This is a genomic window from Actinoplanes sp. NPDC000266 (assembly GCF_042899005.1).
Taxonomy (GTDB): domain Bacteria; phylum Actinomycetota; class Actinomycetes; order Mycobacteriales; family Micromonosporaceae; genus Actinoplanes.
Map to the genome: position 1 here is coordinate 14,613 of NZ_JBIAZI010000011.1, position 12,240 is coordinate 26,852.

General features: G+C 68.6%; 11 protein-coding genes. 5 read left to right on the plus strand and 6 right to left on the minus strand.

The features are described 5' to 3' along the window. Nucleotide 1 precedes the first annotated feature (1 nt). From ACFY36_RS37545 to ACFY36_RS37560, 4 genes are read left to right on the plus strand one after another with little or no spacing between them, the layout of a single operon-like run. Nucleotides 2-1,282 carry an ABC transporter substrate-binding protein gene (locus ACFY36_RS37545; protein WP_499750654.1) on the plus strand — a complete coding sequence of 427 codons (1,281 nt, stop codon included), beginning with the start codon at nucleotides 2-4 and terminating at the stop codon, nucleotides 1,280-1,282. Beyond that, entirely contained in the window at nucleotides 1,279-2,154 is an 876-nt protein-coding gene (locus ACFY36_RS37550; protein WP_499750655.1) for a carbohydrate ABC transporter permease, read from the plus strand. The genes ACFY36_RS37545 and ACFY36_RS37550 overlap by 4 nt, the downstream gene beginning before the upstream one ends. Next, the gene (locus ACFY36_RS37555; RefSeq protein ID WP_499750656.1) at nucleotides 2,151-2,978 is read left to right on the plus strand and encodes a carbohydrate ABC transporter permease; all 828 of its coding nucleotides are present in this window, start codon (nucleotides 2,151-2,153) and stop codon (nucleotides 2,976-2,978) included. Before ACFY36_RS37550 ends, ACFY36_RS37555 begins: the two co-directional genes overlap by 4 nt. Continuing rightward, a complete protein-coding gene (locus tag ACFY36_RS37560; protein ID WP_499750657.1) occupies nucleotides 2,975-4,504 on the plus strand; it encodes a glycoside hydrolase family 140 protein in 1,530 nt (509 codons plus the stop codon). The genes ACFY36_RS37555 and ACFY36_RS37560 overlap by 4 nt, the downstream gene beginning before the upstream one ends. Here the strand turns inward: ACFY36_RS37560 and ACFY36_RS37565 are convergent. The 6 genes from ACFY36_RS37565 to ACFY36_RS37590 all read right to left on the minus strand — a co-directional run bounded on the left by ACFY36_RS37565 (nucleotide 4,481) and on the right by ACFY36_RS37590 (nucleotide 11,088). Then, nucleotides 4,481-5,242: an ABC transporter permease gene (locus ACFY36_RS37565; protein WP_499750658.1), complete on the minus strand. Its 762-nt coding sequence runs from the start codon at nucleotides 5,240-5,242 to the stop codon at nucleotides 4,481-4,483. The genes ACFY36_RS37560 and ACFY36_RS37565 overlap by 24 nt on opposite strands. Further along, nucleotides 5,239-5,976 (minus strand): ABC transporter permease, encoded by a 738-nt coding sequence (locus ACFY36_RS37570; RefSeq protein WP_499750659.1) that lies wholly within the window; start codon nucleotides 5,974-5,976, stop codon nucleotides 5,239-5,241. The genes ACFY36_RS37565 and ACFY36_RS37570 overlap by 4 nt, the downstream gene beginning before the upstream one ends. Next, nucleotides 5,973-6,914, minus strand: coding sequence for an ABC transporter ATP-binding protein (locus ACFY36_RS37575; RefSeq protein WP_499750660.1), 942 nt, complete (start codon nucleotides 6,912-6,914; stop codon nucleotides 5,973-5,975). The genes ACFY36_RS37570 and ACFY36_RS37575 overlap by 4 nt, the downstream gene beginning before the upstream one ends. A gap of 51 nt (nucleotides 6,915-6,965) precedes the next feature. Continuing rightward, on the minus strand, nucleotides 6,966-8,045 hold the full coding sequence (locus ACFY36_RS37580) for a PQQ-dependent sugar dehydrogenase (RefSeq protein WP_499750661.1): 1,080 nt from the start codon (nucleotides 8,043-8,045) through the stop codon (nucleotides 6,966-6,968). A gap of 200 nt (nucleotides 8,046-8,245) precedes the next feature. After that, a complete protein-coding gene (locus tag ACFY36_RS37585) occupies nucleotides 8,246-9,658 on the minus strand; it encodes an RICIN domain-containing protein (protein WP_499750662.1) in 1,413 nt (470 codons plus the stop codon). Next, nucleotides 9,655-11,088 carry a pectinesterase family protein gene (locus ACFY36_RS37590; RefSeq protein WP_499750663.1) on the minus strand — a complete coding sequence of 478 codons (1,434 nt, stop codon included), beginning with the start codon at nucleotides 11,086-11,088 and terminating at the stop codon, nucleotides 9,655-9,657. The genes ACFY36_RS37585 and ACFY36_RS37590 overlap by 4 nt, the downstream gene beginning before the upstream one ends. A 170-nt stretch (nucleotides 11,089-11,258) precedes the next feature. Here ACFY36_RS37590 and ACFY36_RS37595 point away from each other — a divergent pair, with 170 nt between their 5' ends. Beyond that, nucleotides 11,259-12,239, plus strand: coding sequence for a Gfo/Idh/MocA family protein (locus ACFY36_RS37595; protein WP_499750664.1), 981 nt, complete (start codon nucleotides 11,259-11,261; stop codon nucleotides 12,237-12,239). The last annotated feature ends 1 nt before the right edge of the window (nucleotide 12,240 follow it).

Here is a 12,240-nt window from a genome sequence, read left to right on the forward strand (position 1 = left end):
CATGAACCGACGCGGATTCCTCGGTCTGAGCGGCGCCGCCGCCCTCGCGACCGGCCTGGCCGCCTGCACGGGAACCAGCTCTTCGGACAGCGGAAGCGGAACGGGCACGGGCTCGAAGACGCTGCGGCTGTTCACCTACGAGGACAACTCGACCGTCGACCTGCTCAAGGCCCAGGTCAAGGCGTTCGACCAGAAGAACGGGACGACCACCACCGTCGACTCGCTCCCCGGCTCGGGGGCCGCGGTCTATCCGGACAAGCTGCGCACCGAACTGCTGGGCGGCAAGGGGCCGGACGTGTGGCGCATCTGGGGCGGCCAGATCGGCGCTCCCTTCGTCACCGCCAAGCAGGCCGCGGACCTCAGCGCCTACTACACGAAGTTCGGCTGGGACTCGAAGCTGAGCCCGGCCGCCATCGAGGGCATGACCTTCGACGGGGTCAAGGGCGGCGTGCCGTTCATCGGCGCCGGCATCGGCGGCTGGTACAGCAAGGCCGCGTTCACCAAGGCCGGCATCAGCGCCCCGCCCACGACGTACGCGGAACTCGAGGCGGCCAACGCCCGGCTGGTCGCGGCCGGCATCACCCCGGCCAGCCTCGGCGGCAAATACGGCTGGGACATCATGCGCCTGTTCGAATATCTGCTGGAGGTCTCGGCCGGCCCCGACCTGCACGACAAGCTGCTGACCGGCGCCGAGAGCTGGGACCGGCCCGAGGTGGTCACCGCGTTCACGAACTTCAAGAAGTGGCAGGACCAGAAGTGGCTGCCCGAGGGCGCGGTCGGCCTCGACCCGGCCGACGTGGAGAACTGGTACGTGCAGGGCAAGGCCGCCTATACGCTGACCGGCGCCTGGACCGAGGCGCAGGGCATTCAGGCCGCCGGCAAGGATTCGGCCGACTTCGGCGTCTTCCCGCTGCCGACCGGCCAGAACCCGGCGCGGCACTCCGGCTTCGTCGAGGGCTACATGGTGAACGCGAAGAGCGGGAACCCGGACATGGCGGCCGCCCTCATCGACTTCCTCGTCCAGGCCGGCACCATCGCGGCGCTGAAGATCACCAACTCGGTCGTGATCGGCGCCGAGCCCGACAAGGCGACGCTTCCGCTGTCGTACGAGTGGTCGCAAGGCCCCGGCAAGCAGCCTTTCTACACGATCCAGGACCAGGCACTGCCGAAGAAGCAGGCCGATCAGTACTTCGCGATCCAGAGCGACGTGCTGCAAGGCAAGACCACGCCCGCCGACGCCGCCAAGAAGATGCAGGACGTCATCAAGGCCTGGAAGAAATGAGAAGGCGAGAAGGGCTGGCCGCCTGGATCTTCGCGGCGCCGGCCCTCATCGTCTACTTCGTCTTCCTGGTCTATCCGGCGCTGTCCTCGCTGTGGTTCAGCTTCACCGACTGGGACGGGCTCAGCGCCGCGTACAACACCGTGGGCCTCGACAACTACAAAAACATGGCGGACGACCCGGTCGTACGCCAGGCCGCCGTCAACAACCTCATCTGGGCCGTCGTCACCGTGGTCGTTCCGGTGGTCCTCGGCCTGGTGCTGGCCGTCGTGCTCAACGGCAAGGTGCGCGGCAAGCCCGTCCTGCGGCTGATCTTCTACACGCCCGCGGTCCTGCCGCTGGTCAGCATCGCCTCGATCTGGGGCTGGCTCTACAACCCGCAGTACGGCGCGATCAACGCGGCCCTGCGCGCGATCGGCCTCGACGGGCTGGCCCAGCCGTGGCTCGGCCAGGACTCGACGGCGCTCGGCGCGACCATGGTCGCCGCGATCTGGCTGCGCGTCGGCTTCCCGATGCTGCTCTATCTGGCCGCCCTGCAAGGCATCAGCCCGGACCTGTACGAGGCCGCGACCGTCGACGGGGCCACCCCGTGGCAGCGGTTCTGGCACATCACGATGCCCGGGCTCAAACCGGCGCACTACGTCGTCATCGCGCTCTCGGTCATCGACTCGTTCAAGGTCTTCGACCTGATCTACGCCATGACGTACGGCGGGCCCGGCACCGCGACCCAGGTGATGGGCACCTGGATGTACTTCAACGTCTTCCAGTACAACCAGGCCGGATACGGCACCGCCATCGCCGTCGTGATCACCGTCGTGGCCATCGCGGTCAGCATTCCGTACGTCCGCTCCCAGACGAAGGAGCACGCCGCATGACGAAAACCAGAGGCGGCCTCGGCACGACCGCCGTCATGACGCTGGTCGCCCTGCTCTGGATCTCCCCGCTGGTGCTGCTGGTGATCACCGCCGTGCGGCCGCTGAGCGACTTCATCGCGAACGGGCCGCTCTCCTGGCCCGGCACCTTCACCTTCGCCAATTTCGCGGACGCCTGGGACATCGGCAACTTCGCGACGACGTACCGCAATAGTTCGATCCTTTTGATCCTGAAGGTGCCGCTGGGCGTCTTCATCAGCGCCATGCTCGCCTTCGCGCTGGCCAAACTGCGGATCCGGTTCGGCCGGGCGATCATGTACACGGTGTTCCTCGGGCTGACCATCCCGATCTACATCACCATCGTCCCGGTCTTCGTCATGGCCCGCAGCGCGGGCATCACCGACAGCCTGATCGGGCTCATCGGCCCCTATCTGGCCTTCGGCATCCCGTTCGAGGTCCTGGTCCTGCAGTCGTTCTTCCGGCAGCTGCCGGACGAGATCCTCGAGGCCGCCCGCATCGACGGCGCCGGCGCCTGGCGCGTCTTCCTGACCATCGCGCTGCCGCTGTCGGCCCCGGCCCTGGTCACCGTCTTCATCCTCGACGCGGTGGCCACCTGGAACGAGTTCCTGTTCGCCCTGATCCTGCTCAACTCCGACGCGCACAAGACCATCCCGGTCGGCCTGCTCAACTTCCAGGGCCAGTTCTCCAACAACAACACCGGGCTGGCCGCCGGCATCCTCATCGCCGTGGTGCCGATCCTCGTCGCGTACACGTTCCTGCAGCGCTGGATCGTCGGCGGCCTCACCGCGGGAGCATCCAAAGGATGAAGATCAGCGCGTGGCAGGAGGCCGAGCTCACGCTGACCGCCTCGGCCGACATCCCCGGCCCGTACACGTCGGTCGACGTCTGGGCGACCTTCATCCACACCGACGGGACGGTCCTGCGCCGGCCCGCGTTCTACGACGGCGGCCGGACGTGGCGGGTCCGCTTCGCCTCCTCCACCAGCGAAGGCGCCTGGCTCTGGAAGACCAGCGCCAGCGTGCCCGATCCGGGGCTGCACGCGGTGTCCGGCCGCATCGAAGTCGTCACTGATTCCGTCACGCGGCAGGGCTTCTGGCGCATGTCGCCCGGCGGGCGCAGCCTCGTGCACGCCGACGGCACGCCGGCGCTGCTCGTCGCCGACACCGCGTGGGCGCTGCCGTGGCGGGCCACCGAGGAGGAGGTACGTCTCTACGCCCGCGACCGCGCCGCCAAAGGCTTCAACGCCGTGCTGCTCATGACGGTGCAGCCCGACATGCACGCGACCGGGCCCCGTGACCGCAGTGCCGACGAGGGCTTCGACGTCGGCTTCGAGGACCTGCCCGACGGCCGGCTCAACGAGCTCAACCCCGGCTACTTCCAATACCTGGACCGGCTTCTCGGCATCCTCCTCGACCACGGCATCGTCCCCGTCCTGCAACCGGTCTTCCAGGGCTTCGGCTGGAAGGGACTGGACGTCGCCGGCACGGTCGTGCCGCCCGCCGAGTACGCGAGGTACTGCCGCTATCTGGTGGCCCGGTACGGCGCCCGGCCGGCCGTCTATCTGGTCGGCGCCGACGGCTCGGGCACGGAACCGCAGATCGAGGCCGGCGGCCGGGAGGTCCACGACAGCGACTGCTACGGGCAGCCGACCGGCATCCACTACCGGCCCCACGCCCGCGCCAACGCCCATCAGGACGCGCCCTGGCTCGACTTCCAGTGGTGCCAGACCGGCCACGGCGGCGAACACGTGCCGGAACGGGTGGCCGGCATGTGGCGGGAGACGCCGGTCAAGGCGGTCGCCAACGGCGAGCCCAGCTATGAGCGCACCGGCCATCCGGACCTCGCGGCGGGCTGGTGGCAGGGACACGAGGCCTGGAGCAACCTGTGCGCCGGTTCCACGATGGGCGTCGTCTACGGCGCGGCGAACATCTGGCAGTGGGTCCACCGCGACGGCGAGCCCGGCCACGCGCCGTACTTCCTGGGCCCGGGCGGAAGCTGGCGGGACGCGCTGGACTACGAGGGGTCCACGTACGCCGGCTTGGTCGGCCGGATCCTCCAGGGCGCGCCGACCACCGACATGGAGCCGGACTGGGAGACGTTTCTGAGCCCGCGCGGCCTGCGCGTCCCCGGACGGCTGCACCTCGTGTACCTCGAGAACGGCGGCCCTCTGCGGATGTTGCTCGATCGGGGAACGCCGCCGGACTACCGGATCGTCGACCCGAGAACCGGCCACGTGACCGCCACCGGCCGCCTGTCACCGGGCGAGACCCTCGACACCGGCCGTGGCCCGCGGGTCGTCATCTTCGCGTCACATCGCGAGCGTGCGGCGTAGCCGGCGGACGGCCAGGCGCAGGCAGAGCGCGCCCATCACGGCCAGATAGAGCGCCGCCACCAGGATCTTGACCGAGAGGATGCCGAGCGCGGGGTTCCGCAGCAACTCGATGGCCTGGTAGAGCGGCAGCCACTGGACCACGATCTGCACCGGCCGCGGATAGACCGACAGCGGATAGAACGTGGTGGCGAACAGGAACATCGGCAGCATGACCAGCTGGATGTACTGCATGTCCTGCCAGTCGCGCAGATAGGTGACGACCACGACGCCGGCGGTGGCGAAGGCGAAACCGATCAGCGCCGCGCCCGGCACGACCAGCAGCGCCCACGGCGAGCCGACCAGGCCCAGCGCCGTGATCACGATCAGGAAGGCGGTGCTGACGATGGTGCCGCGCAGCACCGCCCAGCCGATCTCGCCGAGCGCCACGTCCCGCTCGTTCAGCGGGGTGGCGAGCATCGACGCGTACGTCCGGTCGGTCTTGAGTTTTCCGTACATGCCGAAGGTGGTCTCGTTCATCGAGCCGTTCATCGCCGCCGTGGCCAGCAGGGCCGGAGCGACGAAGGCGGCGTAGCGGACCGGATCGCCGCCGGGCACGTCGGTGACCGCGCCCACCAGCACACCGATGCCGACGCCGATGGAGAGCAGGTAGAGCACCGGCTCGAAGATCTCGGCCAGCAGCACGTACCAGGTGTGCTTGTAGATCATCAGGTTGCGCTCGACGAGCACGGCGGCGTTCACGCGGTGAGCCTCCGGGTGTAGGCGCGCCGGCCGGCCAGATATCCGGCCACGATCAGCGCGAGCAGGACGAGCAGATGCACGGCGAGCGGGCCGGAGCCGCGGCACAGTTCGGCGCCGTGCCAGAGCGGGCTGAGCCAGATCAGTCCCCGCAGCCACTCGGGCAGCTGATCGGCCGGGAAGAACGTGCCGGAGAACATGTACAGCGGCATGATCACGAACCGGAAAAGGGCGCTGAGCTGCGCCGGGCGGGTCACGGTGATCGCGTGGGCGGCCACCGGCGCGGCGAAGGCCAGGCTGGTCAGGACCGCCGCCAGCAGCGAGCGCGGCACGTCGGGCAGGGCGATGGCGCCGAAGGCGACCAGGACGATCAGGATCGCCACGGCGTCGGTCAGCGCCCGGAAGGTGGCGAAGATCAGGTGTCCGGTGAGGATGTCGGTGGGCTCCATCGGCGTGGTGACCGCGGCCCGGTAGTTGCCGCCCGGGAGCGCCGACTGGAACACCGGACCGCTCGCGTTGAGGAAACCCAGCTGCATGGCCGAGGCGGCCAGCAGGCCCGGCGCGATGAAGGTGAGGTACGAGCCCCCGTTGCGCTCGTCCACCAACTGGCCGAGGCCGAAGCCCAGGGCGACGACGAACAGCAGCGGGTTGACGACGCTGATCACGATGGTGCCGCGCCAGGTCCGGCGGTAGCGATGCCACCAGTACCCGGCCTCGCGCACGGCCATGGTGCTCATTCGACGAGCGTCCGGCCGGTGAGGGTGAGGAAGACGTCCTCCAGGCCCGAGCGCCGGACCAGGGCGGTGAGCGGATCGAGCCCCCGGCGGTGCACCTCGTCCAGCGCGGCCTCGCCGTCGGTGGTGTAGCAGAGCAACCGGTCGGGCAGCACCTCCAGCCGCTCGCCGACCCCGCGCGCCTTCTCCGCGGCCAGTTCGTGCTGGTCGAGCGGGAAGCGCAGCTCCAGCACCTCGCGGGTGACGTACCGCTCGATCAGCTCGCGGGGCGAGCCGTGGGCGACGATCCGCCCGCCGTCCATCACGGCCAGCCGGTCGCAGAGCTGTTCGGCCTCGTCCATGTAGTGCGTGGTGAGGATCAACGTGACGCCGTCCTGCTTGAGCCGGAACAGCCGTTCCCACAGCAGGTGCCGGGCCTGCGGGTCGAGCCCGGTGGTGGGCTCGTCGAGCAGCAGCAGGTCGGGCTCGTTGACCAGCGAGCGGGCGATGGTGAGCCGGCGGCGCATGCCACCGGACAGTTCCTGCACGCGCGCGGCGCGCTTGTCGGTGAGCCGGGCGAACTCCAGCAGCTGATCGGTGCGTTCCCGGATCACCGCCCGGCCCAGCCCGAAGTAGCGCCCGTAGATCAGGATGTTCTCCTCGACGGTCAGCTCGGTGTCGAGCGTGTCGTCCTGCGGCACCGAGCCGAGCCGAGCCTTGATCGCCCGCCGGTCCCGGGCCGCGTCGTGGCCCAGGATCGTCAGCTCTCCCCCGCTGCGGGGCGAGACGCAGCCGATCATCCGCATCGTGGTGGATTTGCCGGCGCCGTTGGGCCCGAGGAAGCCGAACGCCTCACCCCGCAGCACGTCGAAGTCGATGCCGCCGACCGCGGTGTGCGCCGGCGGGCCGTCGTAGACCTTGGTGAGCCCCCGCGCGGTGACGAGGGCGGTCGATTCGATCACGACGGGACGTTATAATTTCCGTACGAAACTCCGCAATAAATTAACGCGATATCAGAAAATTTCGAAGTGGACTCGGCTCAGCACGCCCGGGAGGTCGCTGAGGACGTACAACTCGCCGTTGAGATCGGCCCCGAAAGCGGTCGGCTGGGTGGGCAGGTTGCCGATCGTGGCCGACTCGTAGCCGCCACCGGGCTTGGGGCGCACGGCGAAGGCGAGGGTCGAGCAGTAGTCGCTCGCGAGGTAGACGCCCCGCGCCTCCGGGGTCTCGGATCCCCGGTAGACCAGGCCGCCGGTCACCGAGCAGCTCTCGGTCATGTAGTGCTCGTACTCGAAGACCGGATCGACGTATCGCACGCCCGCGCGGCACTGCTCGGGGTCGAAGACGGGGGTGCCCTCCTTGCAGGACCAGCCGAGGTTCGACCCGCCCTGCCACGGGCGGATGTGGTTGATCTCCTCGACCAGACCCTGGCCGACGTCGCCGATCCACAGTGAGTTGTCGACGTCGATGGAGAACCGCCAGGGGTTGCGCAGTCCGTAGAGCCAGATCTCGGGCCGGGCGCCCGGCGTGCGCACGAAGGGGTTGCCGGCGGGCACGCAGTAGGGCTTCGCGCCGCAGGCACGGTTCACGTCGATCCGTACGATCTTGCCCAGCAACGTGCCGAGATCCTGGCCGGACTTGAAGGGGTCGTTGGCGTGCCCGCCGTCGCCGGTGGACCAGTAGAGCAGGCCGTCGCGGCCGAAGGCGACCTGCCCGCCGTTGTGGTTGCCGTATTCGGCGTGGTCCTGGGTGAGCAGCACCTGGAGCCGCTCCGGGGCGCCGATGGGGAGCCGGGCCAGGGTGAGCGCGCCGGCGGGCAGGCTCGTGTAGGCCACATAGAGCATGCCGGTGCGCGCGAAGTTGGGCGCGGGCGTGATGCCGAGGAGCCCACGCTCGTTGTCGGAGGTGTCGACGAGGGCGGTCAGATCGAGCAGAGGTTCGGCCGCCAGCCCGGTGTCGGGATGGTAGGCGCGGACGGTGCCGGCCTTCTCGGCGATCAGCATCCGGCCGTCGGGCAGCCCGGTGATGGCCACCGGCCGCCGAAGCCCGTAGGCCACCTGCTCAGACTCGACGCGCAGCTCAGCGAGCGGCACCGCGCGAACGCGAGAAGCCCCGGCCGCCGGCGCCGAACTCATCACGGACGGAACCAGAAGAAGCAGACCGGCCAACACGGCAACCGCACGACTACGCCCTGACGACATGTCTGCCTCCTCGGCTCTCAGATGTTGGGAGCGCTCCCAGGACAGAGTCCCACCAAGCAGCTCAGATATCAACCAATGTCTATTGATTGCTCCTACATGACGATGTCGGCCTGGGGGCCCGAGTTTGCCGTGACCAGGCTGGGGACGTTCGCGGTGGCGTCCAGCGTGTACGAGTAGAAGCTGCTCGGCGTGAAGGCCGAACCCGACGTCTCCTTGCGGCCCGTCGAGTTCACCACCGTGCTGCCGCTCTGGCGCAGCTGGGCGCCCGTGGCGGTGTCCGGGTAGTACGGGTTGTTGACCTTGTCGAAGTAGCTGTTCTCGATGACCATCTTCGTGGCGCCCCGGGCGTAGTTGCCGTAGCTCGTGACGTTGGTCAGGTAGTTGTTGTACAGGTGGCAGTACTGCAGGTTGTCCGCGCTCGGATTCCGCTGCGTGGTGTTGAAGAAGTGGTTGTGGTGGATCGTCATCCGGGCGGTCACGTTCGTGGTCCAGCCGATGCCGAACGTCTTGTTGTGGTTGCCCAGCTTGTTCCACGACACCGTGACGTTCGTGGTGTCGATCCGGCTGTCGATGTAGCCGTCGTTGATGTTCGTGAACGTGTTGTGGTCGATCCAGACGTTCGACGCCGTGTCCATCTGGATGCCGTCGTAGTCGAAGTCCTTGTCGTCGGGATCGTCCGAGGCCACCGCGGTGTCGCCGATGGTCAGGTTACGGATGATCACGTTGCGGACGCCGGGGCCGAGGAAGAAGCCGCCCGCCTTGATCCGGCCGGTGGTGCCGACCCCCACGATGGTCTTGTTCGACGTGACGCGCAGCTCGGAGCCGTACGTGGGATAGGTGATCGTTCCGCTCACCCGGATGATGTACGGCTGCGTCGCGGTCGCGTATTTCAGCAGGTCGGCATAGGTGCTCACGGTGACCGCCGTCCCTCCGGCGCCGCCGGTGGTGCCCTGGGCGAAGCCGTCGGCCGTGTTCGGCCAGCGTCCCGGGGCGGCGCCGGCCGGATTGAAGGACCACTGCATGCGGGAGATGTCGGAGCACGCCTCCTGCACGATCGGGTTGTTCCCCGCCGTCGAGCCGTCCTTGTTGCTGACGCACAGCCCGTTCGCCGCACTCTTGATCAGATACTTGCCGGGAGCCGCCGACGACGCGGTGAACGACCACGTCTGGTTGGCGCTGGCCCCACAGGTCCACTGCCACAGCTGGGTTCCGGCCGTGGTGCTCGAGTTGGGCACGTCGGCGCATTTGCCGCTGGCGCTGTTCGTCAGGCCGAATGCACTGTTCTGCGACACCACGCCGAACAGTTGACTCGTGTTGGCCGTGTTGCAGGCGACCTGGGTGAGCAGCCCGCCGTTGGCGGTTCCGGCCACCTGCAGGCACTTGCCACTCGAACCGGACGCGACGGTGTAGACAGAGCCCGCGACCGGCGCGACCGCGGCCGAGGCGGGGAGCGCCGTGACGCTCATTGTGATCAATACGGCCAGAGTGGCCACCAACAGTCTCATGAGATCGGGTTCCATCCGTCGGATCCGGCCAGGTACTTCTGCGGGGTGTAGGTGGCCGCCTGCGAGTCCGCCAGCTGCGGCCGGTTGCTGTTCGTCGTCGCGCCCGCTCCGGTGTTCTTGTATTCGCGGAAGCGAGCGTTCTGCCAGGTGCTCGTGGACATGTCGGTCCAGGGCCGGGCCACCTTGATCGCGTTGGTCAGCGTCGACTCGCGGACGAGGACCTGGGCCCCCTGCCGCCACGGTCGGCCGAACTCGACGGTGTTGGCCGTGGCGCCGGTGAAGTCGCACTTGTAGAACAGGAAGCCGTACGTCTTCTCGGCCGGCGTGCTGGCCGCGGTGATCGGGCCGCCGGTCGTGCGCTTCTCGTGGATCCGGCTGTTGGCGAAGACGGCGATGCCCGCGCCGAAGATGAAGTCCACGGTGCCCTCGACGTACGAATTCGTGAAGTACGTCCGGGCGTTGTTGTCGACCAGGAAGGTGTCCTGGTCACCGAGCAGCCGCACGTTGTCGAAGCGGGCCCGGTCCGCGTCCAGGTACAGGGCCAGCGCCTGGTCACCGGTCTCGTACGTGTTCTCGTCGTAGTCGTTCGTGATGGTCAGGTTGGTGACGGTCAGATCTTTGCCGTACGCCTGGACCGTTCCGCTGCCCGCCAGCCCGAAGTGCCCGGCGTCGCGGTTGCTGATGATCGTCGTCTGGGCGTTCGACGTGCCGAGGCCCTGAAGGGTGACGAGCGGCTTGCTGGCCGGGATGGTGACGATCTCCCGGTACGTGCCCGGCTTGATCGAGATGACCCGGCGGGTGGTGTTGTTCGCCGGCACCGCGTTGATCGCCGCCTGCACGGTCGTGTACTGCCCGGAGCCGTCCTTCGCCACGACCACGGACCCGGCCGGCGGCGTGGGCCCTGACACCTGGTTGAACGACCACTGCATGCGGGAGATGTCGGAGCACGCCTCCTGCACGATCGGATTGTTCCCGGCCGTGGAGCCGTCCTTGTTGCTGACGCACAGCCCGTTCGCCGCGCTCTTGATCAGATACTTCCCGGCCGCCGCCGACGACGCGGTCAGCGACCACGTCTGGTTGGCACTGGCCCCACAGGTCCACTGCCACAGCTGCGTTCCCGCCGTGGTGCTCGAGTACGGCACGTCCACGCACTTACCGCTGGCACTGTTCGTCAGCCCGAAAGCGCCGTTCTGCGACACCGCACCGAACAGCTGGCTCGCATTGGCCGTATTGCAGGCGACCTGTGTCAGAAGCCCGCCGTTGGCGGTCCCGGCCACCTGCAGACACTTGCCACTCGAGCCGGACGCGACGGTGTAGACACCACCGGCCACCGGCGCGACGGCCGCCTCGGACGGCGAGCCGAAACCTACGATAAAGCCGGCTGGTACGGCGACACCGATCGCCAGTACCCCGGCCACTTTCCTCCCCATGGCGCTCCCTCCACGGAATCGAAGCCTGTCGATCAGTAGATGCCGTGGAGGGCTCCCGACAACAAAAATCAGGCGGGAGTTCGCGCGGTCATGCGTGCCGACACGCCCGGACGGGCCCGCGGCACGCCTGCGAGAATCGAAGCCTGCTCGACACCGGCCGGAGGTGGATCGTGACAGAACCCGTGCGCATCGGAATTCTCGGAGCCGCCCGGATCGTCGAGGAGGGCATCGCCGGGCCGGCGAAGGCGCTGCGTCATGAGGTGCTGGCCGTCGCCGCGCGCGACCGTAAGCGCGCCGAGGCGTTCGCCGCCCGGCTCGGCATCGCCAGAGTGCACGACACCTATGCCGATCTGATCAGCGATCCGGACGTGGACCTGGTCTACAACGCCCTGGTCAACTCGCTGCACGCGCGGTGGAACATCGCCGCGCTGCAGGCGGGCAAGCACGTCCTCAGCGAAAAGCCGTTGGCCGGCAACGCCGAGCAGGCCCGCGCGATTCGCGCGGCCGCCCAGGCCTCGCCGGGCCGGATCGTCGAAGGGTTCCACTACCTGCACCACCCGGTGAACCAGCGGCTGCGTGAACTGATCACCTCCGGGGCACTCGGCGACCTCCGGCGCGTCGACCTGGTGCTGACGACCCCGGCACCACCGGACAGCGATCCGCGATGGTCCCGCCGGCTGACCGGCGGCGCCACCATGGATCTGGGCTGCTATGTGCTGGACGCGGCCCGCACCCTGGGGCTGTGGATCGATTCCGCGCCGCGGATCGTGCATGTCGATGCCACGCTGCGCACGCCGGATGTGGACGCGTCGATGCGCGTCGAGCTCGCCTACCCCGGCGGGGTGACCGGGCGTTGCCGCTGGGACATGGACGCCGCGGATCGGACCATGACGTGGACGGTGACCGGCACCCATGGCGTGGCCACGTCGCCGGCATTCGCCGTGCCACACATGGACAACCGGCTCCTGGTGACCAGAAACGGCCGGACCAGGGAGGAGGTGCTGGGCGACCGCACCTCCTACACCTACCAACTGGCCCGCCTGACGGAGTCCCTGCGGGACGGCCGGCCGTATCCGACCGATCTCGACGGGTCGGTGGCCACCGCCGAGCTGATCGACGAGTGCTACCGCCGGGCCGGGCTGCGGCGGTAGC

Coding starts and splice junctions, on each gene's coding strand:
- ACFY36_RS37545 (WP_499750654.1), top strand. CDS start 2: ATGAACCGACGCGGATTCCTCGGTCTGAGCGGCGCCGCCGCCCTCGCG.
- ACFY36_RS37550 (WP_499750655.1), top strand. CDS start 1,279: ATGAGAAGGCGAGAAGGGCTGGCCGCCTGGATCTTCGCGGCGCCGGCC.
- ACFY36_RS37555 (WP_499750656.1), top strand. CDS start 2,151: ATGACGAAAACCAGAGGCGGCCTCGGCACGACCGCCGTCATGACGCTG.
- ACFY36_RS37560 (WP_499750657.1), top strand. CDS start 2,975: ATGAAGATCAGCGCGTGGCAGGAGGCCGAGCTCACGCTGACCGCCTCG.
- ACFY36_RS37570 (WP_499750659.1), bottom strand. CDS start 5,976: ATGAGCACCATGGCCGTGCGCGAGGCCGGGTACTGGTGGCATCGCTAC.
- ACFY36_RS37585 (WP_499750662.1), bottom strand. CDS start 9,658: ATGAGACTGTTGGTGGCCACTCTGGCCGTATTGATCACAATGAGCGTC.
- ACFY36_RS37590 (WP_499750663.1), bottom strand. CDS start 11,088: ATGGGGAGGAAAGTGGCCGGGGTACTGGCGATCGGTGTCGCCGTACCA.